The following is a 24,961-nucleotide window of genomic DNA, read 5'->3' on the forward strand; positions in this document are numbered from 1 at the left end:
TGTCTCATGCGGGGTGCGGCAGGGCAGATGGGGCGGGGCGAGATGGAGCAGCGGGAAAGTGTCGTTGGGGCGCAGCGGTTGAGACGCGGGCGCCATCGTTGGTTATCGGGGTGATGGTTCAGGCGTCACGCCGCTCTGTTCAAGGGGAAGACGAAGCGGAGGGCGGGGGTACCCAAGGGGTTGTACGTGCGTGGCCCTGTCGTGCGTAGGTGTTTCTAGGTGGAAGAAGACGCCGAGCCGTCGCAGTTCCGGCCCGACGCTCCACCGGCGCACGACTACCCGCTCTCCCGGCGAGTGGAGGCGAGGGGAGGTTTCACGTGGAACATGGGATCGGGGGGGTTAGGGGGTGGCGGCTGTGTGGATGGCGTTGAGGAAGTCGTCTATCTGTTCTGGGGTGGTGTTGAAGGCGGTCATCCAGCGGACTATGCCGGCGGCTTCGTCCCAGTGGTGGAAGAGGTAGCGGCTGCGCAGGGTGGTCGCTACGTGGGCGGGCACGGTGGCGAATACGGCGTTGGATTGGACTGGGTAGGCGAGGGTGATGCCGGGGGCGCTCGATAGGCCGTCCGCCAGGCGGGTGGCCATGGCGTTGGCGTGGGCGGCGTTCTGGTGCCACAGGTCGTCTGTCAGGAGAGCTGAGAGCTGGGCTGAGATGAAGCGCATTTTGGAGGCCAGTTGGAGGGACTGACGGCGGAGGTAGGGGATGGACCGGTTTAGGGATGGGTCCAGGACTACTACGGCCTCGGCTGCCAGAGCGCCGTTCTTGGTTCCGCCGAAGCTGAAGACGTCCACGCCGGCCGCTGTGGTGATGGCGTCCAGGCCGCAGTCCAGGTGGGCCGCGGCGTTGGCGAGTCTGGCGCCGTCCATGTGGAGACGCATGCCCGCCGCGTGGGCCGCTTCCGACAGCTCGGTGATCTCGGCGGGGGTGTAGCAGGTGCCCAGTTCGGTCACCTGTGAGATGGAGACCGCGCGGGGTTGCGGCTCGTGGTGGCTGCCCAGCTTGTGCGCCTGCCCGGTGATGTCCGCCGGGCGGAGCTTGCCGTCCGGGGTCGGCACCGTGATGAGCTTCACGCCAAGAAGTCGCTCCGCCGCACCTGTTTCGTGCGTGGCGATGTGAGCGGTGTCAGCGCAGATGATGGCGTCGTACCGGCCGAGCATCAGGGGCAAGCCGACCATGTTGGCGCCGGCGCCGTTGAGGACGGCGAATCCTTCAGCCTGAGGCCCGAACGCTTCCTTGATCTGACGCTCGAACGTCGACGTCCAGGCGTCGTCGCCGTAGGCGGGCGCGTCGTCGTGGTTGGCTGCCGCCATGGCTTCGAATATGGCCGGATGCACGCCGGCGTGATTGTCGCTGGCGAAGCTCTTAGGAGAGATCATCACCTGGCCAGGTTAGCTATCGCCGCCGGATGTCGAGGTGGTCGCCACAAGCCGCCAGCCCTGCACGGGCTCTCCAGGGCGGGTCGTTGGTACGGCCATCGCCCGTCGGGACGGCCATCGCCCGCCGACATACCCGGCTCCCGAACGGAGCCCGCGCAGCGGTCGAGCCTCCGCAGTGGTGGAGCCACCGCAGCGATAGAGCTGAGCAAGTGGAGCCGATCGCGTGGACCCGACTGCGTGGAGCCGACCGCGTGGACCCGACCCCGTGGAGCCGACCAAGTGGAGCCGACCGCGTGGAGCCGACTGCGTGGAGCCGACCGCGTGGAGCCGACCGCGTGGACCCGACCCCGTGGAGCTGTGGCACGGGTGACGAAGGATTGGGTTACGAGCGAGGTCGGGCGGCGGCGATCTGGAGGAGGGTGCGGCAGAGCTCGCCGAGGTCCTGCCCCGCCGCCTCCGCCGCCATCGGCAGCAGCGACGTCTCCGTCATCCCCGGAGCCACGTTCACCTCGAGGAAGTACGGCTGGTCCGAGGCGTCCACGATGAGGTCGGTACGGGAGATGTCGCGCAACCCGAGAGCGGTGTGAGCGGTGACGGCGGCCTCGGCGCAAGCGGCGGCCGCCGCGGCAGACAGGCGGGCCGGGGCGAAGAACTCGGTATGCCCGGCCGTGTAGCGGGCAGCGTAGTCGTACACCCCTTCGTCAGGGACGATTTCCACGGCGGGCAGGGCGATGGGCCCGTCGCCGAGGTCGACGACCGAGACGGCCACCTCTATGCCTTCGATGTAGCGCTCGATGAGGGCCGTGTCGCCGTAGGCGAAGCAGCCGACCATGGCGGCCGGGAGCTCCTCCGCGGTGCGGACCATGGAGGCGCCCAAGGCGGAGCCGCCTCGGGCGGGCTTGACGAAGAGGGGGAGGCCGAGTCGCTCCACGATGCGGCCGAGGACAGCTGTGGCGCCGAGGTCGTGGAAGGTCTCCTTGGGAAGCGTGACGGAGGCAGGGGTGCGCAGACCGACCGAGCGTACGACGGCCTTGGCGGTGGGCTTGTCGAAGGCGACCCGGCACGCGTCGGGGTCGGCGCCCACGTACGCGACGTTGAGCAGCTCCAGGATCGAGCGGATCGCGCCGTCCTCGCCCGCGCCTCCGTGCAGCGTGACGAAGACCGCGTCCGGCCGGTCGGCCAGGATGGACGGCACGAGGGAGGCGTCGGTGTCACGGGCTTCGACGTCGACGCCCGCGGCCCGCAGCACCTCACTCACCCGGCGACCGGAGCGCAGGGACACCTCCCGCTCGTAGGAGAGTCCTCCTGCCAGCACGAGCACGTGGCCCAGATCGCTCATCACTTCTCCTCCGCTGATCGCACGCTGTCCCACCGTACCGGCGTCGGGGGGCGAATCGGGTGCGGCGGGTGCTTTCGCGGCTGCGAGTGGCTCGGCAGCGGGTGGGCACTTCGCCGTGACATGGAGTACGGCCGGCGCCATCCGTGACGCCGGCCGTACTTGTCGCTGAAAGTCAGGCCAGGTCCGGTCCTGGAGTGTCGACGCCGACGTGCCCGCGGGTGGAGCCGGTGCCGAAGGTGTCCCGTAGCTGGATTTCCTGTTCGATGACGCCGGCCAGCCGCCGGACTCCTTCGCGGATGCGGTCGGGCTCGGGATAGCAGAACGACAGCCGCATGTGCCGTGCCCCGCTGCCGTCGGAGTAGAACCCGGTGCCGGGGACGAACGCGACGCGTTCCGCGACGGCCCTCGGCAGGATGGCCTTGGAGTCGAGGCCCTCGGGCAGTTGCGCCCACACGAAGAACCCGCCGCCGGGTCGCGTCCAGGTGACTTCGGGCGGCATCAGCGCTTCGAGGGCGCCGAGCAGGGCGTCGCGGCGCTCACGGTAAAGCTCCTTGAACGTCTTGATCTGCTCCTGCCATGGCTGGGAGGCCAGATATTCGCCGACGGCGAGCTGGGTGAAGGTGGAGTGCGACAGCACGGCCGATTCCATGGCGAGGACGAGCTTGTCGCGGATGGCGTGCGGGGCCAGCGCCCAGCCGACCCGGAAGCCGGGGGCCAGCGTCTTGGAGAACGATCCGAGGTAGACGACGCCGTCGGCGTTGTCGGCGCGCAGGGCGCGCATGGGCTCGGCGTCGAAGCCGAGGAGTCCGTACGGGTTGTCCTCGACGATGAGGATCCCGGCGCGCTGGCAGATGTCGAGGACCTGCTGCCGCCGGGCCATGTTGAGGGTGACGCCGCTGGGATTCTGGAAGGTGGGGATCGTGTACAGGAACTTGATGGGAGCGCCTGCGGTCTCCAGGGCGTAGATGGTCTGCGCCAGGGATTCGGGCACAATGCCCTGATCATCCATGGCAATATGCACCACTTTGGCCTGGTATGCGGCGAATGTGCCGAGGGCGCCCACGTACGAGGGGCCTTCCGCCAGAACCACGTCACCCGGGTCGATGAAGATCCGGGTGATCAGGTCCAGCGCCTGCTGGGAGCCCACGGTGACGACCACGTCGTCAGCCCCGGCATGGATGCCCTCCAGGCGCATGACGTCGCAGATCTGCTCGCGCAGGTGCGGGTCGCCCTGGCCGGAGCCGTACTGCAACGCGACAGGACCGCGCCTGGTCACCAGGTCGGAGACCAGCTGGCCGACCAGGTCCAGGGGGAGGGCGTTGACGTACGGCATGCCGCCCGCGAGCGAGACCACCTCGGGCCTCGACGCGACGGCGAAAAGAGCTCGAATCTCGGAAGCGACCATCCCGGTAGCTCGTGCGGCGTACCGATCGACGTAGGCGTCGATGCGCGACCCTTGGGTCGCGGGCGTTTGACCGTGATCCTGCTCTGCTGTCACGGCCCACCTCCTAGGTGAATATCGATCCGAGATACCAGATTACGCTAGTCGGACATGTCGCCCGTGACGGGCCTCGACCGTCGTGGTATCCGCTGGCGGCGCCATCACTGGGCTACGATGCCAGGTGGGGACGCGTTTTTCGCGGGTTTTTCCGGGTCAACGATTGGGGCCGTAGTTGTCGCGCCGGTTGGTCAACATAACCCTGGACAACGTAGGAGATCTTCCGCGCCGCTGCAGGCAGTGCGTTTTCTGGGAGCTGGATCCTGTCAGCGGAGAGCGATCGGTGGAGGCAGGGGATCCGAGCCTGGAGAAGGAGGCGTGGATCTCCGGCACACTGCTCGAATGGGGGAGCTGCGGCAAGATCCTCTATGTCGACGGCGTGCCCGCCGGGTTCGTGCTCTACAGCCCGCCTCTCTACAGCCCGCGCTCGGTCGCCTTTCCCACCTCGCCGGTCAGCGCCGACGCCGTGCTGCTGATGACGGCGCACATCATCCCGGAGTTCACCGGCGGCGGACTGGGCCGGATGCTCATTCAGGGCATGGCCAAGGACCTGACGCGCCGCGGGGTGAAAGCCATCGAAGCGTTCGGCGACCTCAAATGGGAAGAGCCCAGCTGCGTGGTTCCTGCGGATTATCTGCTTTCTGTGGGCTTTAAGACTGTACGTCCACATTTGCGCTTTCCGCGGCTCCGCTTGGAGCTCAAGACCGCCGTCTCCTGGCGCGAGGACGTGGAGGTGGCCCTGGAGCGTCTCCTGGGGTCGATGAGCCCAGAGCGTGCCCTGCGACCGGTATAGCCGTTTTCGCCCCGTACAAACCAGTACAGAGCCGCGAAAGCCCCCTGCGTAGGCGCAGGGGGCTTTGCGTTGGGCGCGGGGCGTCTAGATGATGCCCTCAAGCTCGCGCAGCAGCATGGCCTTCGGCTTGGCGCCGATGATCTGCTTGACGAGCTCTCCACCCTTGTAGACGTTCAGCGTGGGGATCTGGAGCACACCGGCGTCGCGCGGAACGTTCGGGTTCTCGTCGATGTTGAGCTTGACGATCTCCAGCTTGTCGCCGTGCTCGTTGGCGATCTCCTGAAGGATGGGAGCGACCTGACGGCACGGGCCGCACCACTCCGCCCAGAAGTCCACCAGCACGGGCTTGTCGCTCTTGAGGACGTCGGCCTCGAACGTGGCGTCGGTTACTGCCTTCACGGTTGGGCTCCTTACTTGTTGTTGCTGGCCAGCCAGCGCTCTGAGTCGAGTGACGCCGCGCAACCGGTGCCGGCCGCGGTGATCGCCTGACGGTAGGTGTGGTCGACGACGTCGCCGGCGGCGAACACACCCTCGATGTTGGTCGCCGTGGTGGGGGCGGCCACCTTGACGTATCCCTCGTCGTCGAGATCGATCTGGCCCTTGACCAGCTCGGTGCGGGGATCGTGGCCGATGGCCAGGAACAGCGCGTCGGTGGCGAGCTCGCACTCCTCGCCGCTCTTGACGTTGCGCACCTTGACGGCCTCGACGCGGCTTTCGCCCAGCACGTCGACGACCTCGCTGTCCCACATGAACCGGATCTTGTCGTTGTTGACCGCCCGATCTTGCATGATCTTGCTGGCGCGCAGCTCGTCGCGGCGGTGCACGACGGTCACCATGCGGCCGAATCGGGTCAGGAACGTGGCCTCCTCCATCGCGGTGTCGCCACCGCCCACGACCACGATGTCCTTGTTGCGGAAGAAGAATCCGTCACAGGTGGCACACCAGGACACGCCGCGGCCGGACAGCCGCTTCTCGCTGGGCAGGCCGAGCTCGCGATAGCCGGAACCCATCGCCAGGATGACCGACTTGGCGTAGTACGTCTTGTCGTGGGTCTTGATGACCTTGGGGTTGGCGTTGAGGTCGACCTCGACGACGTCGTCCGCGATCAGCTCGGCGCCGAACCGCTCGGCCTGCTTGCGGAGATTGTCCATCAGGTCCGGGCCCATGATCCCGTCGGGGAACCCTGGGAAGTTCTCCACGTCAGTGGTGTTCATGAGGGCGCCGCCCGCGGTCACGGATCCCTCGAAGACCAGCGGCTCCAGCTCGGCGCGTGCGGAGTAAACGGCCGCGGTGTAACCAGCGGGACCCGACCCAATAATGATCACGTTACGAACGTCGCTCAACGCTCCCACGCCTCCTCATCTGCTGTTGCCAGTGGCGTCAACAGATCCTAGGCCGCCGTGATTCCCCACCCGGTCCGCAACACGAAAGAGCCCGCCGAAGCGGGCTCTGACATGTGCTTTCGGCTACCAGCGACCGAGGCTGGGCTTACGCAGGTTCTTGCAGTTGAACGGGTCGACGACGTCGATCCTGAGCCTCTTGGTGGCCTTGCTCTTCCAGGACGCCATGACGATGGCCTCCTGGCCGTTGTACTGGCCCTGGTCGACGGCGAAGACGTTGAGCTTGGTGCGACTGGAGACCTTGGTCACACAGGCGCCCACCTTGTCGCCCTCGGAGGGACCGCCAGCCACGATGGGGGCGACGCCGAGGAAGGTCCCCAGCGGCTTGTCCAGCTCCTGGTCGCTGTAGTTGTAACCGCTGTCGGTCAGTGCGTAGGGGCGCGTCCTCTCCTGCTGCTTGGACGGCACCTCACTCGCGGCGACCGGCGGGCTGACCGTGCTGCCACCGCCTCCGCCGCCCGCTGCCAGCAGGCCACTGGAGAGCACCGCCGTGCCGACCACGGCGGCGGCCGCGGCGGCCGCCACGGCAGGCACCGCCCACCGCGCTCGCCGTGCGCTCCGCCGCTTGGCGGGAACGATGGTGCCATCGGTCGCGACCACCCCAAGGCGGACCGGCTCGGGCGCCTCGACCGGTGGCCGCTGCCGCTCCCATGGGGAGTCACGCATGAGCTCGTCCCAGTCCGGCGCGTCCGCGAGACCCACTCCTCCCCGCCGAGACTCCGCCTCGGCGGCCAGCGCCTGGTCGATGCGCAGTGCGACACCCATCGGCATGGCCGGTGTGGGGGTCGCGGCGAGCACCTCTCGAACCGCCGCAAGGTCTGCCAGACGCTCCCCGCAGGGGTCGCAGATCGCGAGATGCTCGCGCACCTGGCGGGCCGTGCTGACGTCTAGGAGACCCTCGGCCAACTCGGCCAGGATGTCCAGATCGTAGTGCGTATCACCCGTCACGAAGTTCTGTCTCCCTTCGCGGATGAGACGCGACCCGAGTCCGATCGGTTCCGCAGATGCGAAAGAATTGGGGCAAGTTTGGCACGTCCCCGCGCGCACCTGCTCTTCACGGTGCCACTGGGCACACTAAGCACCTGAGCTGCGTCTTCGACGGAATACCCCATCATGTCGACGAGCACGAGAGCGGCTCGTTGGTCGGTAGGAAGCAGTTTCAACGCGGCCGAGACCTCCATCGAGGTCTCGCGTTCGATGGTCTGGTCCGGCAGCGGCGTGTCCCGCTCGGCGGCTTCGATGAGCTCGTCGTCGGCCACGGGACGCACGGACTTGCGGCGCATCCTGTCGAGGCACGCGTTGACGACGATGCGGTGCAGCCAGGTGGTGACGGCGGCCTCGCCGCGGAAGGTGCCGGCCTTGCGGTAGGCGGAGACGAAGGCGTCCTGCACGGCGTCGGCCGCCTCGTCGGGGTCGCCCAGAGTGCGCAGCGCCACTGCCCACATCCGGTCCCGGTGTCTCTTGACGATCTCACTGAAGGCGTGTGGATCCCCGTCGATGTGCGCGGTCAGCAGCTCGGCGTCGCTGACCGCCGGCCGTTCCGCTGAGGGTGTGTCGGGTGGGGAGTTCACAAGAGGGATTCCTGGTTACGCCGATCCTGGAGAGTGCACCACTACTTCATAGATGGTGCCATGAAACTTGCCCGCGTCTGCCGGGAGACGCGTAAACCAGATCAAAACGTACTGGCCACTTGCCGTCTGATCAGGCTTGAAAGTGATCTTTCCTGACGCGCTCTTCGCCTTGGCGACGGTCTTCAGTGACGAAAGATCGGCCTTGTCGCCGACCTTGAGCTCGACGCTGGCGCCGGGCGCCTCGGCCAGAGTAGCGACCACGTCGCTGATCTGCATGGACTTGCCCATATCGAGGAGCAGGCCCACTCCGTCCTTGAGATTGCCCAGGTCGGCGCTGTTGTAGTTGTCGGTCTTCCAGAACGTGCTGGGCTTGCCGTCGATGGTGAGCGCCGCGAGCTCGGCCTTCTCCTCCTTGTCGCCAAGGGGGTCGAAGCCGCTCGCCTCGTCCGGTTTGACCGCCTGGGCCTGCTGCGGCGCCACGCTGCTGGCGTCCGGCGTGGGCTCGGCCTCGCGGGTGCCCGGGTTGCCGAGACTGCGGCCGATCGTCCAGGCGCCGACACCGACGGCCACGATCACCAGCAGCACCACGACGGTCATCAGCACCCGGTTGAGCACGCCGCCACCGCCACCGCCGTTGCCGCCGGGCGGCATGGGCCGGTGCACCACGTGCGGGCGCTGCTGGACGGTCGTGGGCCGCTGGGGGGTGTCGAGCCCCTCGGAGTGCGAGGCCGACGTGACCGAGGGCGCCGGGTGGTAGGGCATCGGGATCGGCATCGGCCTGGCCACGCCCGCCAGCGACTCGGCGACCTCGGCGGGGCTGGTCAGCGCGCCATGCCCCTTGCGCGTCTCCGGCAGGCAGGCCCGGATCGTGACGGTGTCGAGGTAACTCGGCACGCCCGCGGTCACCTGGCGCGGCGTGCAGAAGTGCCCGTCGATCATGGGGGCGGCGGGCAGCCCGCCCTCCTCCTCATCGCCGGGCCAGTGGCCGGTCAGTCCCGCGTAGAGCAGGCGGCCGAGCCCTTCGGCGTCGTCCAGCGCGGGCTGGTCGGTGGTCAGGCCGGACAGGGCGGCGTCGACCGCCACACCCAGCACCTTGACCGTGTTGCCGGTCGTCCACACCAGGTGCTCGGGGCGCAGGCACAGGTGGTGCAGACCGGCCTCCTGGGCGTGGGCCAGCGCCTCGGCCGCCTCGGCGACCAGCCCGGCGGCTCGCTCCGGCTCCAGCGGGCCGGCGGCGAGCAGATCGACGAGCGTGTCACCGGTCACCCACTCGCTGACCACGTAAGAGCGCCCGTCGTCCTGGGCGGCGTCGAACACCTGGGTCAGGCGCGGGTCGGTGAGCCTGCTCGCGGCCCGGGCGGCCGTGACGACCTCCTGGACGCGGGGGAAGTCGGGGGAGAAGGTCAGCACGCCGACAGGGCGGGCCAGGATCTCGTCGATGGCCTTCCAGTGGGTGGCGCCGTCGGACTCGCTGACCCGGTCCTCCAGACGGAAACGATCGGCTAGGCGAGTGCCGGGTTCGACCGCCGATGTGCTCACTTGCTCGCTCCGCTCGGCTGATCAGTCGTGCGCATGACTCGACCGACCCGCGTGGTGATGTCCCACGAAGGCCTGCTATGCCGGGAGGATCCGCCCACGCCCCTCCTGCTTCCATTCGCGCGTGTCGGTCACCATGCTAGTGCCCATCTCTGATGCGGCCCGTGCTCTTTACCGGCGTACCCGCCCGGCGACCATCCCAACGACCGAGTTGACCTCCGGGATCCGCGCCTTGTGGCCGACCCACAGGTAGAGCAGCATGCCCAATCCGCCGCCCGCGGCCAAGATGATCAGCGAGTTGAGGAACTGGAGTCCGCCGAAAGCCTCCTGAACCGCCCAGACCGCCACCAGCGCCACCACCGCGGTGGGCAGGGCCGCCAGATACATCCTGGTCAGCGCCACCCCGATCTGCCAGCCTCCCAGGCCGTTGACCCGGCGGCTGGCCAGCATCCAGGCCCCCGCCGCCCCCAGCGTGTAGGCGACGGCGTAGGCGAAGGCCAGCCCCATCACCGCGTACCGGGCGGGCAGCAGGTTGAAGAACAGCACCATCAGCAGCGCGTTGAGCGCGGTGGCGGCACCCCCCACGAACACCGGCGTACGGGTGTCGCCGAAGCTGTAGAAGACCCGCAGCAGCAACTGGAAGAACGCGAACGGCAGCAGCGCCAGCCCGTAGACCTGCAGCACATTGCCGATGTAGACGGCGTCGGCGACGGAGGTGGCGCCATGGGCGTAGATCGGCACGGTGATCGCCGGGCCGAGCACCATGAGCAGCAGCGACACCGGCACCATCACCGCGCTGATGAGCAGCACGCTCGACCTGAACTCACTCCGTACGTCATCGAACCGCCCGTCGGTCACCGCCCGGCTCATCCTGGGCAGCATGGCCGTGATCACCGAGACGCCGATGACGCCGTACGGAAGCTGGAAAAGCTGGAACGCCAGGGTGTACGGCGTGATGCCGTGACCAGGCACCTCGTTGCCCGCCGAGCTGGACAGGTTGGTGGTGAGCATGAACCCGAGCTGGGTGACGACCGCGTAGCCGATCGTCCAGACGCCGGCCTTGGCCATCTCGCCCAGCCGGGCGTTGCGCAGGTCGAACCGGGCGATGAACCGGAACCCGACCCGCCGCAGCGCCAGCACCAGCACGGTCGCCTGGACGATGATGCCGGCCGTGGTGCCCAGGCCGAGCAGGGCGAGCTCGCCGTTGGTGACGGTGTTGACGTCGTCGCCGTTGTTGACCATCAGGTGGTAGGCCACCAGGACGCCGATGACCACCAGGTTGTTGGCCACCGGTGCCCACATCGGGGCGCCGAACCGGTCCCGGGTGTTGAGGATCGCGCCGGCCACCGCGCCGACCCCGAAGAAGGCGAGCTGCGGCAGGATGAACTGGGCCAGCCGCACCGCCACCTCGAACTGCCGGCTGCCCCGGTCCCAGTCGGTGTAGAGGTCGATCAGCGTCGGGGCGGCGAGTACGGCCACTCCGGCGACGACGATCAGCACGGCCGTGGCCAGCGTGAGCAGCCGCTGCTCGTAGGCCTGCCCGCCGTCGGGGTCCTGCTGCTGGGCACGGACCACCATCGGCACCACGACGCTGCTCAGCACGCCGAGCAGCAGCAGGTCCAGGATGCTGTAGGGGATGGCGTAGGCGGCGTTGTAGGCGTCGCCCATGGCCGCGGTGCCGATGGCGGTGGCCAGCACCATGGTGCGCACGAACCCGGTGATCCGGGACACCATCGTGCCCGCCGCCATGATGGCGCTGGCCCGCAGCATGCGGCTCATACGGTCTCACTTTCCCGTGCCCTGGCAGCTCGCGCCGTCCGCCGCTGCGATCTGCGTCTGAGCACCCGCGTGACCACCGCCGCGAGCATGACCGTCAGTGCCGCCCCCACGATGACCAGCGCGATCCCGGTGTAGCCGGTGGTGCGCACGATCAGTTTGACGGGTGCGCCGTAGGGCGTGCGATCGGTGGTCAGCAACTGGACGGTCACCGTGGCGTCGCCGCTGGCAGGGCTGGCGGTCATGGGCACCTGCACCGTGCCGCTCTGGCCGGAGCCGATCGGCAGCGGTTCGGGCTGCTGGTAGGCGACCTGCAGCAGCTCGGGGTTGTTGGACTTGACCTCGATGTACAGGGAGATCGGGCCGTCCAGCGAGTTCTTCACGCTGATCGGCACGTCGCCGTCGCGGCCGGCGAGGGTGCGCGGGCGGTCGGGGCCGGCACCCGTGATCGACACCTTGTTGATCCTGGCCGTGACCGCGTCGTCCACCAGCTTGGCGATGGCACGCCCGGCCCGTTGTCCGCCGCGCCAGGCGGAGGAGCTGAGCCGGAGCACCGCGGCGTCGAACTCCGGCTGGGGCCGGCCCGTGACCAGCCCGGTCAGCCGCGCCTTGGCGGCGGTCTCCTTGACGCGGGCGAGGTATTTGGCGCCGAGCTCCTGCTTGCGGTCCTGGGCGGTGTAGGTGAGTCCCGCCCGCGGCACCTGGGTCGCGCCCGGCTTGATCGAGTCGAGCGGGGTCAGTCTCAGCCACGGCAGCTTGCCGGCCGTCTTGAGCAGCGTCGTCACCAGCGTGGGGCTGGGGTTCCAGCGTCGGGAGGGGGCGATGACGAGTGATCTGGGCCGGATCTGGCCGGGCTCGGCGGAGATCATGGCGGTCTCCGCGATGAACCGCTGCCTGCTGAGCAGCGTCGAGCCGGCGGTGCCCGAGGGCTCCTCCAGTGTGCGACTCAGCTCGGCGTCGGCGGTCAGCACGGTGATCGGCCCCATGACGGTGTCGATCGTGGTGGCGGCGTCGGGGGTGGTCGTGGCGGGGGTCTGCGGCGGCAGGTTGGCGGCGTCGAGCAGCACCTTGTCGACCTTGGCGACGTTCGGCTTGCCGACGGCGAGCAGGTCCAGCGCGTCGGCGTCGAGCCGCCCGCCCGCCGGCCAGTAGGTGGAGGTCCCCACGTCGGGCTTGACGAGCTGCCTGGCCTTCTGCGCGCCCAGCTCCAGCGCCAGTCCCGTCTGGTCGTCCAGGCCCTGGTGGGCGAGCGCGGTCACGTCAGGGTCGGCGTACGGCGTGGCCATCACGGGGTTGTCGGCCAGTGAGGTGCGCACCGACGTCAGCCACTGGGACGCGGCGTTGTCGGCGGGACGTTTCTGCTTGGCGCCCTTCGTGCTGAGGGTGTGCTCCTTGGCCATCGCGTCCGCGTCGTCGAAGACCGCGGGGTCGATGGCCCAGGTGACGCTCGGCGGCGCGGCCTCGGCGATGCGCGCCAGGGTGGCCAGGCGGCCCTTGCCGGTCATGGCGGCGCTGAGCTTGGCGTCGACGAACGTGCCCTCGTCGGCGCGGTGCGGCTGGTCGATGATGGGCAGCACGAAGGCGAGCCGGTTGCGGACGGGCGGCTGCGGGGTCGGGGGGGCGTAGGTGAGGAAGGTCCGCTGTGAGGCGAGCTGCACCGCGTCCCACTGCACCACCTCGACGGCCAGCGGATAGGCGCCGAAGGCGGTGAGGCCGAACTGCGCGGGCGTCATGGTGAGCTCGAACGGCTGGGAGGCGTTGGCGCCCAGCTCGGGCAGGACCATGCTGGACTGGGTCGAGACCTGCCGCGGCTGGGTGAGCGTGGTCTGGTCGGCCTGGAAGGCGCTCATGGCGGCCCGGTCCGCGAAGCGCTGGGAGTCGTAGCGGACCCTGACCCGCAGGCCGGGCAGTGCCGCGGTGCCCGCGTTGTGCACCGTGCCGGTGACCTTGATCTCGGTCCCTCGCTCGGTGGCGTAGTCGGGCGTGATGGTGGCCAGGGTCAGGTTGACCCCCTGCCTGCTGGTGATCGCGGCAGCCTCGCCGGGCGCCGTCGCCACCGTGGGGGCGAACAGCGCGGCTGAGAGTACGGCGAGCAGCGCGGCCTTACGGATCACGCGTCTGCCCGAGCTGGAGTACGACGCACGCCCGCAATGGTACGGGTTCAGTGCCGCGGCGCGACCGCCTCCAGTGGCGCCCTGTGCCCGGGAACCCGTAGATCCACTGTCTTCCCGGTCAGGAGCGCGAGCAGGTCGAAGGCGCGTAGCGCGAGGGCGGTGTGCCGATCGCCGGTCGCGGTGAACATGGGGTCGGGGTCCGGTCTCAGCCGGTTGTCGATCAGCACGGGCAGCTCCCGGGGCAGCAGCAGCGGGCTGACCAGCCCGGCGGCGTAGTCGGTGGCCGTGTTCACCACGTGAGCGGGGGCGTGCCGTGCCTGGCGGACCCCGAACAGGCCGCCGATGACCCCGGGCTGCGGAGGTCTGTCGAGGGTGGAGACCACCGCCACGACGAGCTCGCGTCCCACCCGCGGGGCCACTTCGAACACCGTGACCGTCACGCACCGGGCGGGCGCGGTGGGGATCGTCTCCGGTAATTCGTCCGCGCCGGTCATGGGGCGCGGAAGGCGTACGATCTCATGGTGGATCTGGTGTGCGAGGAGCCAGCGGTGGATCGCGAGGGCATCCTTCATCAGACCTCCTTGCCTCATACGATGGCGTCGTCGGTCCCCTGACCGAAGGTAACCCGGACCCGGTGTGGCTCGGGGGATATGTTCCGGAATCGAAGGACCTACCCAGCTTGTCCGACTCAAATCTGACCGAAATCCAGCAGCGCGCCATGGGCGATCTGTTCCGCAAGGTCGCTCCGGTGGCCGACGAGCTCGGCCGGCTGTTCGCCGCCCAGGGCCACGAGCTCGCGCTCGTCGGCGGCCCGGTGCGCGACCTCCTGCTCGGCCGGGTCGGCAACGACCTCGACCTGACCACCGACGCCCGCCCCGAGCGGGTGCTGGAGATCGTGCGCGACTGGGCCGACTCCGTCTGGACCATCGGCATCGACTTCGGCACCGTGGGCCTGCGCAAGGGCGGCTGGCTGATCGAGATCACCACCTACCGCAGCGAGGCGTACGACCCGAAGTCCCGCAAACCCGAGGTGATGTACGGCGAGACGCTGGAGGCCGACCTGGAGCGGCGCGACTTCGCGGTCAACGCGATGGCGGTACGCCTGCCGTCGCACGAGTTCGTCGACCCCTACGGCGGGCTGGCCGACGCGGCGGCCAAGCTGCTGCGCACCCCCGGCACCCCCGAGCAGTCCTTCGACGACGACCCGCTGCGCATGCTGCGTGCCGCCCGATTCGCCTCCCAGCTCGGGTTCCGGGTGGACGAGGCGGCCCTCGCGGCGATGACCGCGATGGCCGAGCGGATCGAGATCGTCTCGGCCGAGCGGATCCGCGACGAGCTCGACAAGCTGATCTGCGGCCGTTACCCGCGCGAGGGCCTGCGCCTCCTCGTGGAGACCGGGCTGGCCGCGCACGTCCTGCCCGAGCTGCCCAAGCTCCGCCTGGAGATCGACGAGCACCACCGGCACAAGGACGTCTACGACCACACGCTGACCGTCCTCGACCAGGCCATCGCCCAGGAGGAGGACGGCAAGCCGGACCGGATCCTGCGCTGGGCCGCGCTCATGCACGACATCGGCAAGCCCAAGACGCGCCGGCACGAGCAGGGCGGCCGGGTCTCCTTCCACCACCACGAGGTGGTGGGCGCCCAGCTGACCAAGAAGCGGATGACCGAGCTCAGGTTCCCCAAGGACGTGGTGGCCGACGTCTCCCGCCTGGTGGAGCTCCACCTGCGCTTCCACGGCTACGGCACCGGCGAGTGGACCGACAGCGCCGTGCGCCGCTATGTCCGCGACGGCAGCCACCTGCTCGACCGGCTGCACAAGCTGACCAGGGCCGACTGCACCACCCGCAACAAACGCAAGGCGGCGGCCCTGTCGCGCACCTACGACCAGCTCGAGGAGCGTATCGCCCGCCTGGCCGAGGAGGAGGAGCTGGCCAAGATCCGGCCCGAGCTCGACGGCAACGAGATTCAGCGGGTGCTGGGCATCGGGCCGGGGCCGATCGTGGGTCAGGCGTACAAGTTCCTGCTGGAGCTGCGGCTGGACAAGGGCATGATCGGCAAGGAGGCGGCCACCGAGGCGCTGCGCGAGTGGGCGCGCGCCGACGGCGGCGTGGTCACGACGTGACCGGCACCCGCTGCTGGGTGATCGCCCGATAGGCCAGCCCACTCGCCACATAGCCGGCCGCGATGATCGCGACGGCCAGATAGGACTTGCCGTTCGGCGGCAGGATGGCCGCCGACAGCGCCGCGGCCAGCACGTACATGCCGTTGAACAGCATGTCGTAGAGGGAGAAGGCGCGGCCGAGGTAGGCGTCCTGGACGTCACGCTGCACGGTGGTGTCGGCGCAGATCTTGACGCTCTGCCCGGCGATGCCGAGCACGAAGCCGGCGATCGGCAGCCCCCATGGCTGGAACGGCAGGACGAGCACCGCCGAGAGCAGCCCCGCCACGGTCATCGCGATGGGCACCCAGCGCACGATGGTGAAACGCTCGGTGGCGTACGGGGTGATGATCACGGCGAGGAAGTAGCCGACGCCGGAGGCGGCCACGACCAGGCCGATGCCCTCCAGCGCCGCGTCGGGATCGCCGTCGGTGAAGTAGTAGCGGTAGAGGATGATGCCGAGCGCCGTGGCCATGCCGTAGAAGAAGCGATGGGCCGCCATCGCGCCCATGGTGGCGGCGGCGACGCGGTGGTGGACGAGGTGCCGGGCGCCGTCGGCCAGGCCGGCCACCACGTTGCGCAGGGCCTCGCGCGTCTGCGGCCGGTTGGGGTCGTAGGTCGGGCCGAGCAGTGAGCGCTCCATCGTGCGGGCGATCAGCGCGCTGAGCCCGAACATCAGGCCGGAGATGGCCAGCAGCAGCGCGACGCCGAGATCTCCGCTGCCGACCAGCTCGCGCAGCATGAAGCCGAACCCCACGCCGACGAAGGTGAGCACGGTGCCGGAGGTCGGCGTGACCGCGTTGGCCGCCATCAGCCGGTCCTGCGGCACCACGTGCGGCAGCGACGCGCCGAGCGCGGCCAGGAAGAACCTGTTGACGCCCAGCACGCCGAGCGCGGCGGCGTAGAAGAACGGGTCGGGCACGTCGGCCGCCACCACGCCCGCGGTCACGAACAGCAGCCCGCCGCGCACGATCGGCGCGACCATCAGGATCTGCCGCCGCGACCAGCGGTCGATGAACACCCCGACGAAGGGGCCGAGGATGGAGTAGGGCAGCAGCAGGACGGCCAGCCCGGTGGCGACGCCCAGGGCGGTGGTCTGGTTCTCGGGGCTGAAGAAGGCGAATCCGAGGACGCCGAACTGGAAGATCCCGTCGGAGAACTGGGAGACCAGCCGGGTGCTGAACAGCCGTCTGAAGTCCCGCCCCTGGAGAACCACGCGTAGATCGGCGACGAAAGACACGTGGTCAGCCTAGCCCCGGCGGTGTGGTGATCGGGTGAGCACAGAGGTTGGCGCAGCAGGTGGGTATCGGGGTTCTGGCGGAGCTCCTGACCACGTACGCTTCATAGCGTGACGATCGTGGAACACGTGGTACTCGTTGACGGCACCGGCCACGCGCTCGGCACCGCGCCCAAGCTGTCGGTGCACGGCCGGGAGACGCCGCTCCACCTGGCGTTCTCGAGCTACGTATTCGACCGGGCGGGGCGGGTGCTGCTCACCAGGCGGGCCACCCACAAGCTCACCTGGCCGGGCGTGTGGACCAACAGTTGCTGTGGCCATCCGATGCTCGGCGAGCCGCTGGACCGCGCGGTCCTGCGCAGGCTCTCCTACGAGCTCGGCCTGCCCGCCAAGCGCGCCGACCTGGTGCTGCCGCGTTTCTCCTACCGGGCGGTCATGGGCAACGGGATCGTCGAGCACGAGCTCTGCCCCGTCTACCGCGTCACGGTCGACCTCGCCGAGGCGCCCAACCCGGACGAGGTGGACGACACGCGCTGGATGCCGTGGAGCGACTTCGCCAAGGGTGTGCTCAGCGGCCTGCTGGAGATCTCCCCTTGGTGCAGGGAGCAGGTGCCGTTGCTGACCGCGCTCGGCCCCGATCCACTCCGCTGGCCTACGGCCCCGGACGACGAGCTGCCACCCGCGGCTCGCGTACGGCTGGACTGATCCCTGCGGCGCGCTGCGGCGCCGCAGGGATCAGCGGGGCTCAGCGCTCGACCTCGCCCCGGATGAACTTCTCGACGTAGTCGCGCGCCTCGTCGTCGGAGTACTGCTCCGGCGGGGACTTCATGAAGTACGACGAAGCACTCAGGATCGGGCCCCCGATGCCGCGGTCGAGCGCGATCTTGGCGGCGCGGACGGCGTCGATGATGATGCCGGCCGAGTTGGGGGAGTCCCAGACCTCCAGCTTGTACTCCAGGTTGAGCGGGGTGTCGCCGAATGAGCGTCCTTCGAGGCGCACATAGGCCCACTTGCGGTCGTCCAGCCACGGCACGTGGTCCGACGGGCCGATGTGCACGTCGGCCCTGGCCATCTCGTGCGGGATCTGCGAGGTGACCGACTGTGTCTTGGAGATCTTCTTCGACTGGAGGCGCTTGCGCTCCAGCATGTTCATGAAGTCCATGTTGCCGCCGAAGTTGAGCTGGTAGGTGCGCAGCAGCTCCACTCCGCGGTCCTCGAACAGCTTGGCCATGACGCGGTGCGTGATGGTGGCGCCGACCTGGGACTTGATGTCGTCGCCGACGATCGGCACGCCGGCCTCGGTGAACTTCTCGGCCCACTCGGGGTCGGAGGCGATGAAGACCGGCAGGGCGTTGACGAAGGCCACCTTGGCGTCGATCGCGCACTGCGCGTAGAAGCGGTCGGCGTCCTCCGAGCCCACGGGCAGGTAGGAGACGAGCACGTCCACCTGGTTGTCGCGCAGCACCTGGACCACGTCCACCGGAGCCTCGTCGGACTCCTCGATGATGTCGCTGTAGAACTCGCCCAGGCCGTCGTAGGTGTGGCCGCGCTGGACGGTCACTCCCGTCGGCGGCACATCGGTGATCTTGATGGTGTTGTTCTCGCTGGCGACGATCGCCTCGGACAGGTCCCGGCCGACCTTCTTGGCGTCCACGTCGAAAGCGGCGACGAACTCGACGTCGCCGACGTGGTAGTCGCCGAACTTCACGTGCATCAGGCCCGGCACCCGGACGTCCGGGTCGGCGTCCTTGTAATAGTGAACGCCCTGGACCAGCGACGACGCGCAGTTGCCGACACCGACAATGGCCACGCGAACCGAACCCATCGCACTCGCTCCCTTACTCATCACTTGACGTGGTATCTCTTTCAGGCCCTTGTGAGGCCTTTCTCTCCGTTGCGATCAACTCGTTCAGCCACCGGACCTCGCGCTCGACGGATTCGAGCCCGTGACGTTGCAGCTCGAGCGTGTAGCTGTCGAGCCGCTCCCTGGTGCGGGCCAGGGCGGTGCGGACGCTGTCGAGGCGCTCTTCCAGCCGGCTACGGCGGCCTTCGAGGATGCGCAGGCGGACTTCGGCCTCGGTGTGCCGGAAGAACGCGAAGTGGACGCCGAAGCTCTCGTCCTCCCAGGCTGAGGGACCGGCCTGGGTGAGCATGTCCTGAAGGCGCTCCTTGCCCTCCGCGGTGAGCTTGTAGACGATCTTCGATCTGCCGCCCACGATCGTGGTGGGAGCGGGTTGCTCCTCCGCGATGAGTCCCTGCTCCAGCAGTGATCGCAGGCAGGGGTAGAGCGAGCCGTAGGAGAACGCACGGAACATGCCCAGCAGCGCGTTGAGCCGTTTGCGCAGCTCGTAGCCGTGTAGCGGCGTCTCGTGCAGCGACCCGAGCACGGCCAGCTCCAGCACTCTGCCCTGTCCGCTGGCCAATGGAACCGCCCCCTCTCGCGTCGATGTATCGAGCCGATACATCCTGAGGATACGTCGAGCCGCTATATGTCGCAATCAGCGACTTCCCCAAGTCGTTGGGATGAATCAGGAAAAAGCCGTAGTCTGACGCTCATGTGGTCACAGGGAAGGGTGGTGGATGGCGGCCTGGCGAGGCAGGCGGTGGTTCGATCCACGCGTTCACCTGGTGATCCCCGCGACGCACAGCCCCGCCTCCTCCGGACCGCCCGCCGGTTCGGCGAGCCGGCCGAACGCCTCTGCCCGGTGTGCCAGGGGGAGAACGTCACTTACGTGACACATGTCGACGACCGTTCGCCCTACGACCATGCCGACCAGGCAGAGCTCGTCGCGAAGTCGGGCGACATGGCACAGGATTACGAAGAGTTCCGGGTGAACGTGGTCGAGGTCTGCCAAGGTTGTTCCTGGAATCGCTTGACGGTCCGGTTCCTCCTCGGTAACGGGCCGCCACCTGTTGTCAGCCTTCTGTAGGCGCGACACAGCAGTTACCGAGGACGGCGAGGAGTCACGCCCCAGAACCGCCGTGCTATTCCGACGACGATGCGAGGACGTGTGAGTTACAGCAGCAATGAGGGGGCGGCCCGCCCGGGAAGGCGCCGCCGCTCCGACTCATCCCGTTCCATGCCCCAGGCACCGCAGTCCGGCGAGTCCGGCTGGGGCGAGGCACCGCCCTCCCGTCGTCCTGAGGCCGCCTACGAGCAGACCGGCGCGATGTCCGCCCAGCCGTACAACGAGCCGGACCCGCGTGGAAACCCGCGTGGAAACCCGCACCAGCCGGGCCCGGCACCGTCTCACGGGCCGTCGCACGCGCCGCAGCCGCAGCCGCAGCAGCCGGGGCCCTCGCCGCAGCCCGGGCCCTCGCCGGAGTACGAGCCCCGCAGGCGCGCCACGGGCTCCCGCCGGCGCGGCAGCAGCGGTGAGCAGGACGCGACCCGCTCGCGGAGCAACCAGGAGACCATGGTCAGCGACGGCCCCCGGCGCGCGCGCAGGAGCGGAGGCGGCCCCGGCGGGCCGGCCGAGCCGCCCCGCCCGCCGGCCGGCGGCGACGGTCCCAAGTGGCGGCGGTTCATCCCCAGCTGGAAGATCGTCGTGGCCAGCTTCGTCGTGCTCTCCGCCGGCATCTTCGGCATGATCGCGGTCGCCTACGCCAACACACCCGTGCCGACGCAGAGTCAGGTCCAGGAAGGCGTCAAGGACCAAGAGAGCATCATCTACGACGTGCACGGCAAGGAGCTGGCCAGGCTCGGCACCAAGCGCGTCCTCCTCAAGCTCAAGCAGGTGCCGCGCGCGGTCCAGGACGCCGTCATCGCCGCCGAGAACGACACCTTCCGCGAGGACGCCGGCATCTCCTTCAGCGGCATGGTGCGCTCGCTCTACAGCACCGTCTCCGGCGAGCAGGTGCAGGGCGCCTCCACCATCACCCAGCAGATGGCGCGCGCCTACTACGACGGCCTCTCCCAGGAGCGCACCATCCAGCGCAAGGTCAAGGAGATCTTCGTCGCGGTCAAGCTGAACAAGCAGCTGGACAAAGAGACGATCCTGGAGCAGTACCTCAACACCATCTACTTCGGCCGGGGCGCTTACGGCATCGGCGCGGCGGCCGACGCCTTCTTCAACAAGAAGGTGGAGAAACTCACCCCGGAGCAGGGCGCCTACCTCGCGGGCCGCATCCAGAACCCCGACGCCTTCGACCAGGCCGAGAAGGCGGGCAAGCTCGGGTCGACCGAGTTCCGCTACGACTACGTGATCGGGCAGATGGCCAAGCTCGACCCGCAGGCCTACGGCGGCCTGGCCGCGAAAACGCCCACGGCGCCCAAACGGATCAAGTACAAGCCGAAGGACTACTTCCAGGGCCTCAGGGGCTACATGGTCGAGGCGGTCCTCAACGAGCTCGAATCGCGCCGCATCTCCAGGGAAGATGTCGACAAGGGCGGCTTCAAGATCTACTCGACGCTGGACCCGAAGCTCATGCGGGCCGCCAAGGCCGCCGTGCACCAGCACACGGGCACTCTCAACCCGGAGATCAACGCCATGCTGGCGGCCGTCAACCCGACCAACGGCCGGATCCTGGCCTTCTACGGCGGCGACGACTACGCCAAGGACGCGTGGAACGACGCCTTCCTGTCGCAGAAGCAGGCGGCCTCGGCGTTCAAGCCGTACGTGCTCGCCGCGTGGCTGGACGTCGGCTACAGCCTGCGCAGCTGGGTGCCCACCAAGGGCCCGGTCAAGCTGCCCGGCACCACGCCCATCGACAACGACCACTCCATGAAGGCCTCGGCCGTGGACGTCGTCGCCGCCACGGCCAACTCCATCAACACCGCCTACGCGAAGATGGGGGAGAAGGTCGGGCTGGACAAGGTGATCGACATCGCCTCCAAGGCCGGGCTCAGCGAGGCCAGGCTCAAGGACGCCGAGTCCCGCCACCACTTCCTGATCACCATCGGCAGTAGCCAGGTGACGGCCGTGGAGCAGGCGGGCGGCTACTCGATCTTCGCCAACGGCGGCAAGCACTTCGACAACCACGTCATCATCCAGGTCAAGGACCGGTCCGGCAAGGTGATGCTCACCGAGGACAAGACGGCCACCCAGGTCATCTCGCCCGAGGCCGCCGCCGACGCCGCCACCGCGCTCCAGGCGGTGGTCAAGTCCGGCACCGGCCGCAGCGCCGCCCTCTACGACCGGCCGACGGGTGGCAAGACCGGCACCAACAACGAGAACAAGGAAGCCTGGTACGTCGGCTTCACCCCGCAGATCTCCACCGCGGTCGGCATGTTCCGCCAGGAGTGCCGGACCAAGGGCGGCAAGGTCGTCAAGCCGGTGAACGACACCTGCCCGTGGGCCAGGGGCAAGAGCAAGAAGTACACCCCGCAGAACCCGTACAGCTCGGCGTTCGAGGTCACGCTGGGTGCCGGATTCCAGGGCGCCACCTACCCGGCGGCCATCTGGAGGACCTTCATGACCGAGGCCACCAAGGGCCAGAAGGTCATTCCGCTGCCGACCCGCGCCGACACCGGCATCTCCGAGGACCTGGTCCCCAAGCCGGAGCCCACCTCGACGCCGACCCCGACGGCCGACCCGGACAACCCCGACCAGGGCCCCGACGAGTCGTGTGGCTTCGTCGACCCGTGTGACGAGGACAGCAACGTCTCCGTCGACCCGAACGAGAACGACTTCTCCGACGACTCCGACGAGGACAACGGCTTCCTGGGCGACCGGGACGGCGCCGGTCAGGCGACCCTGCCCGAATCGTCGATGCCAGGCAGGCGCGAGCAGCAGTGACCATGACGACGCGGGCGCGCCTGCCCTTCATCGCGCGCGCCGTGCCGTACATCCCCCTGGGGCTGTTCGCGGCCCTGGGGGCGACACTCGCCTACTTGGTACGGCTGCCCTGCCGTGGCGGTGGTTGGAACGACCAGGTCTCCACCTACACCAACTTCTGCTACTCCGACATCTACCCGCTCTTCTTCGACAGGCGGCTCGCCACCCAGAGCCCGTACTTCGCCGACGTCCCGTTCGACAAGCACGTCGAGTATCCGGTGGTGCTCGGCGAGGTCATGCAGGCGGTCAGCTGGCTGGTCCGCCTGCTGGAGCCGGAGGTGCCGGCGCAGGGAGCCCTGTTCTACGACCTCACGGTCATCCTGATGGGCGTCAGTCTCGTGGCCGGCGTGCTGCTGATGGCCGCGGTGGCCGGCCCGACCCGGCGCTGGGACGCCGCGTGGTACGCCCTCGCGCCCGCCGTGATCCTGGCCGCCTACATCAACTGGGACCTGGTCGCGGGCGCGCTGAGCATGGGCATGCTGCTGGCCTGGGCCAGGAAGCGCCAGGTGCTGGCCGGAGTGCTGCTCGGCCTGGCGATCGCCACCAAGTTCTATCCGCTGATGTTCGTCGGCGCGCTGTTCCTGCTCACGCTGCGCACCGCGCGCTGGCGGCCGTTCCTCGTCACGACGGGCTCGGCCGTGGCGGCGTGGCTCGTGGTCAACGTGCCGTTCATGATCCTCGCCTGGGACGGCTGGCGGCGTTTCTACGTCTTCTCCCAGGAGCGCGGCGTGGACTGGGGCTCGCCCTGGCTGTTCTTCCAGACCAAGGGCTGGCCGGTGCTCGGCACCACCGACGTCAGCCTGCTGGGCATCGTCTCGCTGGGGCTGCTCTGCCTCGGCATCGCGGTCCTCACCCTGTCGGCGCCCCGCCGGCCGCGCCTGGCGCAGATCTGCTTCCTCGCGCTGGCCGCCTTCATGATGACGAACAAGGTGTGGTCGCCGCAGTTCGTGCTCTGGCTGGTGCCCTTCGCCGTGCTGGCCAGGCCCAACTGGAAGCCGCTGGCGCTGTGGCAGGTGGCCGAGGTGTGGTACTTCTTCGCCATCTGGCTCTACCTGCTGTCCCAGCCGCCGGTCAGCCGGGAGGACCTCGGCATCGGCGACGACACCTACTTCACCGCCGTCTGGGGGCGCATCATCACGATCGCCATCATGATGGCCTTCGTGGTGCGCGACATCCTGCGGCCGGACAAGGACGTGGTGCGGCAGGCCGGCGTGGACGACCAGGTCGGTGGTGTCTTCGACGAGGCGCCCGACCGGTTCACGCTGAGAGCCGCCACCTAGGCGCCGTCACCCGTGCTCACCCGCTCCTCGGCGAGGGACGCCCTGGTGGTCTGGCTCGGCTCCCGTGCCGGACTGCTGGTGATGACGTTGCTCGGGGTGGCCGCCGGCGAGTATGTGGACAAGTGGCGGCTCTGGGACGCCGAGCTGTTCGTCACGATCGCGGAGCACGGCTATGACGGTGAGCCGGGCACGCGGCCGGACGTGGGACTGCCCGCCTTCTTCCCGGGCATGCCGCTGGCGCTGCGCGCGGTCCACCTCGTGGTGCCGGACTGGTCGGCCGCCGGGCTGATCATCTCGCTGGTCGCCGGGGCGGTGGCCATGGTGGCACTGGCCAAGCTGGCGGAGCTGGAGGGCGCGCGCGGCTGGGCCGCGGTGCTGGCGCTGGTGCTCTTCCCGACGGCCGTGTTCCTCACCGCGGGCTACAGCGAGTCGCTCTTCCTGGCGTTCGCGATCCCCGCCTGGCTGGCCGCACGCCAGCAGCGCTGGCCGGCGGCGGCCGTGCTGGCGGCGGGCGCGTCATGCGTGCGCATCACGGGGTTGTTCCTGGCGGTGGCCCTGGTCGTGGAGTTCTGGCAGCGCCGGCAGCCGGTGCGCCGGGCGCCCTGGCTGGTGGTGCCGTTCCTGCCGCTGGTGGCGTACTCCTACTATCACTTCACCCGCACCGGGGACTGGCTGGCGTGGAAGCGCGCGCAGGAGGCGGGCTGGGGGCGGGAGCTGGTGTGGCCGTGGGACGCCTGGACGGTCACCTGGCAGGCGGCCATGGGCGAGGGCGAGGCGGCGGTGCCCTTCCGCATGGAGATCGCCGGGGCGGTGGTCGCGGTGGCGGCCCTGGTCTGGCTGCTGGTCCTGCGCCGGTGGAGCGAGGCGGTCTACGTGGGGCTGCAGGCAGCGGCGTTGATGGTGTCGGCCTACTATCTGGGGCTGCCGCGTTCGCTGCTGCTGTGGTTTCCGCTCTGGGTGGTGGTCGCCGGCGTCGCCACCAGGCGGCCGTGGCTGCTCGTCGCCTACGGTCTGGTGTCGGGGCCGCTCATGGTGCTCAACACCATTCGCTTCCTGTCGGGCGCCTGGGTGGGCTGAGCCCTATACCCACTTCCGAGCATCGGTA

21 protein-coding genes are annotated in these 24,961 nt (G+C 69.0%); 7 read left to right on the plus strand and 14 right to left on the minus strand.

Annotated features, from left to right (window positions below):
* Nucleotides 1–339 precede the first annotated feature (339 nt).
* The 3 genes from OHA68_RS13450 to OHA68_RS13460 all read right to left on the minus strand — a co-directional run bounded on the left by OHA68_RS13450 (nucleotide 340) and on the right by OHA68_RS13460 (nucleotide 4,118).
* On the minus strand, nucleotides 340–1,374 hold the full coding sequence (locus OHA68_RS13450; protein ID WP_327109503.1) for a threonine aldolase family protein: 1,035 nt from the start codon (nucleotides 1,372–1,374) through the stop codon (nucleotides 340–342).
* Between the two features lie 382 nt (nucleotides 1,375–1,756).
* Nucleotides 1,757–2,713 (minus strand): D-alanine--D-alanine ligase family protein, encoded by a 957-nt coding sequence (locus tag OHA68_RS13455; protein WP_189137548.1) that lies wholly within the window; start codon nucleotides 2,711–2,713, stop codon nucleotides 1,757–1,759.
* 172 nt (nucleotides 2,714–2,885) lie between these two features.
* Nucleotides 2,886–4,118, minus strand: coding sequence for an aminotransferase-like domain-containing protein (locus OHA68_RS13460; protein ID WP_225277196.1), 1,233 nt, complete (start codon nucleotides 4,116–4,118; stop codon nucleotides 2,886–2,888).
* A gap of 376 nt (nucleotides 4,119–4,494) precedes the next feature.
* On the opposite strand from OHA68_RS13460, the gene OHA68_RS13465 reads away from it, so the two are divergent.
* Nucleotides 4,495–5,004 carry a GNAT family N-acetyltransferase gene (locus OHA68_RS13465; RefSeq protein ID WP_225277144.1) on the plus strand — a complete coding sequence of 170 codons (510 nt, stop codon included), beginning with the start codon at nucleotides 4,495–4,497 and terminating at the stop codon, nucleotides 5,002–5,004.
* Nucleotides 5,005–5,088: 84 nt separating this feature from the next.
* Here the strand turns inward: OHA68_RS13465 and trxA are convergent, their stop codons facing one another.
* The 8 genes from trxA to OHA68_RS13505 all read right to left on the minus strand — a co-directional run bounded on the left by trxA (nucleotide 5,089) and on the right by OHA68_RS13505 (nucleotide 13,973).
* On the minus strand, nucleotides 5,089–5,403 hold the full coding sequence (gene trxA, locus OHA68_RS13470; RefSeq protein WP_189137545.1) for a thioredoxin: 315 nt from the start codon (nucleotides 5,401–5,403) through the stop codon (nucleotides 5,089–5,091).
* 11 nt (nucleotides 5,404–5,414) lie between these two features.
* Nucleotides 5,415–6,347 carry a thioredoxin-disulfide reductase gene (trxB, locus tag OHA68_RS13475; protein ID WP_327107941.1) on the minus strand — a complete coding sequence of 311 codons (933 nt, stop codon included), beginning with the start codon at nucleotides 6,345–6,347 and terminating at the stop codon, nucleotides 5,415–5,417.
* 123 nt (nucleotides 6,348–6,470) lie between these two features.
* Complete coding sequence (locus OHA68_RS13480) at nucleotides 6,471–7,352, minus strand: zf-HC2 domain-containing protein (RefSeq protein ID WP_327107942.1); 882 nt, start codon at nucleotides 7,350–7,352, stop codon at nucleotides 6,471–6,473.
* On the minus strand, nucleotides 7,349–7,975 hold the full coding sequence (sigM, locus tag OHA68_RS13485) for an RNA polymerase sigma factor SigM (protein ID WP_189137542.1): 627 nt from the start codon (nucleotides 7,973–7,975) through the stop codon (nucleotides 7,349–7,351). Before sigM ends, OHA68_RS13480 begins: the two co-directional genes overlap by 4 nt.
* Nucleotides 7,976–7,990: 15 nt before the next feature.
* Nucleotides 7,991–9,514, minus strand: coding sequence for a protein kinase family protein (locus OHA68_RS13490; RefSeq protein ID WP_327107943.1), 1,524 nt, complete (start codon nucleotides 9,512–9,514; stop codon nucleotides 7,991–7,993).
* 168 nt (nucleotides 9,515–9,682) lie between these two features.
* Nucleotides 9,683–11,290, minus strand: coding sequence for a murein biosynthesis integral membrane protein MurJ (gene murJ / locus OHA68_RS13495; RefSeq protein WP_327107944.1), 1,608 nt, complete (start codon nucleotides 11,288–11,290; stop codon nucleotides 9,683–9,685).
* Complete coding sequence (locus tag OHA68_RS13500) at nucleotides 11,287–13,401, minus strand: DUF6049 family protein (RefSeq protein ID WP_327107945.1); 2,115 nt, start codon at nucleotides 13,399–13,401, stop codon at nucleotides 11,287–11,289. The genes murJ and OHA68_RS13500 overlap by 4 nt, the downstream gene beginning before the upstream one ends.
* 47 nt (nucleotides 13,402–13,448) lie before the next feature.
* On the minus strand, nucleotides 13,449–13,973 hold the full coding sequence (locus OHA68_RS13505) for an aminoacyl-tRNA deacylase (protein ID WP_327107946.1): 525 nt from the start codon (nucleotides 13,971–13,973) through the stop codon (nucleotides 13,449–13,451).
* Between the two features lie 146 nt (nucleotides 13,974–14,119).
* Here OHA68_RS13505 and OHA68_RS13510 point away from each other — a divergent pair, with 146 nt between their 5' ends.
* Nucleotides 14,120–15,526, plus strand: a complete 1,407-nt coding sequence (locus tag OHA68_RS13510; RefSeq protein WP_327109504.1) for a CCA tRNA nucleotidyltransferase — start codon at nucleotides 14,120–14,122, stop codon at nucleotides 15,524–15,526.
* Here OHA68_RS13510 and OHA68_RS13515 read toward each other — a convergent pair.
* Nucleotides 15,516–16,802, minus strand: coding sequence for an MFS transporter (locus OHA68_RS13515; RefSeq protein ID WP_327107947.1), 1,287 nt, complete (start codon nucleotides 16,800–16,802; stop codon nucleotides 15,516–15,518). The genes OHA68_RS13510 and OHA68_RS13515 overlap by 11 nt on opposite strands.
* A 108-nt stretch (nucleotides 16,803–16,910) precedes the next feature.
* On the opposite strand from OHA68_RS13515, the gene idi reads away from it, so the two are divergent.
* A complete protein-coding gene (gene idi, locus OHA68_RS13520; RefSeq protein WP_225277146.1) occupies nucleotides 16,911–17,504 on the plus strand; it encodes an isopentenyl-diphosphate Delta-isomerase in 594 nt (197 codons plus the stop codon).
* A gap of 40 nt (nucleotides 17,505–17,544) precedes the next feature.
* On the opposite strand, the gene OHA68_RS13525 is transcribed toward idi, so the two are convergent.
* Together OHA68_RS13525 and OHA68_RS13530 are read right to left on the minus strand one after the other, a co-directional pair.
* Complete coding sequence (locus tag OHA68_RS13525; protein WP_189137537.1) at nucleotides 17,545–18,624, minus strand: inositol-3-phosphate synthase; 1,080 nt, start codon at nucleotides 18,622–18,624, stop codon at nucleotides 17,545–17,547.
* A gap of 13 nt (nucleotides 18,625–18,637) precedes the next feature.
* Nucleotides 18,638–19,222 (minus strand): PadR family transcriptional regulator, encoded by a 585-nt coding sequence (locus OHA68_RS13530; protein ID WP_189137536.1) that lies wholly within the window; start codon nucleotides 19,220–19,222, stop codon nucleotides 18,638–18,640.
* 132 nt (nucleotides 19,223–19,354) lie between these two features.
* Here OHA68_RS13530 and OHA68_RS13535 point away from each other — a divergent pair, with 132 nt between their 5' ends.
* From OHA68_RS13535 to OHA68_RS13550, 4 genes are all read left to right on the plus strand, one after another.
* Nucleotides 19,355–19,729 (plus strand): DUF5318 family protein, encoded by a 375-nt coding sequence (locus OHA68_RS13535; protein ID WP_189137535.1) that lies wholly within the window; start codon nucleotides 19,355–19,357, stop codon nucleotides 19,727–19,729.
* A 150-nt stretch (nucleotides 19,730–19,879) separates the two neighbouring features.
* Nucleotides 19,880–22,537 carry a transglycosylase domain-containing protein gene (locus OHA68_RS13540; RefSeq protein ID WP_327107948.1) on the plus strand — a complete coding sequence of 886 codons (2,658 nt, stop codon included), beginning with the start codon at nucleotides 19,880–19,882 and terminating at the stop codon, nucleotides 22,535–22,537.
* Between the two features lie 2 nt (nucleotides 22,538–22,539).
* Complete coding sequence (locus OHA68_RS13545) at nucleotides 22,540–23,856, plus strand: glycosyltransferase family 87 protein (RefSeq protein WP_327107949.1); 1,317 nt, start codon at nucleotides 22,540–22,542, stop codon at nucleotides 23,854–23,856.
* A gap of 12 nt (nucleotides 23,857–23,868) precedes the next feature.
* The gene (locus tag OHA68_RS13550; RefSeq protein WP_189137532.1) at nucleotides 23,869–24,933 is read left to right on the plus strand and encodes a mannosyltransferase family protein; all 1,065 of its coding nucleotides are present in this window, start codon (nucleotides 23,869–23,871) and stop codon (nucleotides 24,931–24,933) included.
* The last annotated feature ends 28 nt before the right edge of the window (nucleotides 24,934–24,961 follow it).

Source organism: Nonomuraea glycinis, from assembly GCF_035920485.1.
GTDB classification, from domain to species: Bacteria; Actinomycetota; Actinomycetes; order Streptosporangiales; family Streptosporangiaceae; genus Nonomuraea; species Nonomuraea glycinis.

Coding starts and splice junctions, on each gene's coding strand:
- OHA68_RS13535 (WP_189137535.1), top strand. CDS start 19,355: ATGTGGTCACAGGGAAGGGTGGTGGATGGCGGCCTGGCGAGGCAGGCG.
- OHA68_RS13455 (WP_189137548.1), bottom strand. CDS start 2,713: ATGAGCGATCTGGGCCACGTGCTCGTGCTGGCAGGAGGACTCTCCTAC.
- OHA68_RS13525 (WP_189137537.1), bottom strand. CDS start 18,624: ATGGGTTCGGTTCGCGTGGCCATTGTCGGTGTCGGCAACTGCGCGTCG.
- OHA68_RS13540 (WP_327107948.1), top strand. CDS start 19,880: ATGCCCCAGGCACCGCAGTCCGGCGAGTCCGGCTGGGGCGAGGCACCG.
- OHA68_RS13510 (WP_327109504.1), top strand. CDS start 14,120: ATGGGCGATCTGTTCCGCAAGGTCGCTCCGGTGGCCGACGAGCTCGGC.
- OHA68_RS13545 (WP_327107949.1), top strand. CDS start 22,540: ATGACGACGCGGGCGCGCCTGCCCTTCATCGCGCGCGCCGTGCCGTAC.
- OHA68_RS13505 (WP_327107946.1), bottom strand. CDS start 13,973: ATGAAGGATGCCCTCGCGATCCACCGCTGGCTCCTCGCACACCAGATC.
- murJ (WP_327107944.1), bottom strand. CDS start 11,290: ATGAGCCGCATGCTGCGGGCCAGCGCCATCATGGCGGCGGGCACGATG.
- OHA68_RS13460 (WP_225277196.1), bottom strand. CDS start 4,118: ATGGTCGCTTCCGAGATTCGAGCTCTTTTCGCCGTCGCGTCGAGGCCC.
- OHA68_RS13450 (WP_327109503.1), bottom strand. CDS start 1,374: ATGATCTCTCCTAAGAGCTTCGCCAGCGACAATCACGCCGGCGTGCAT.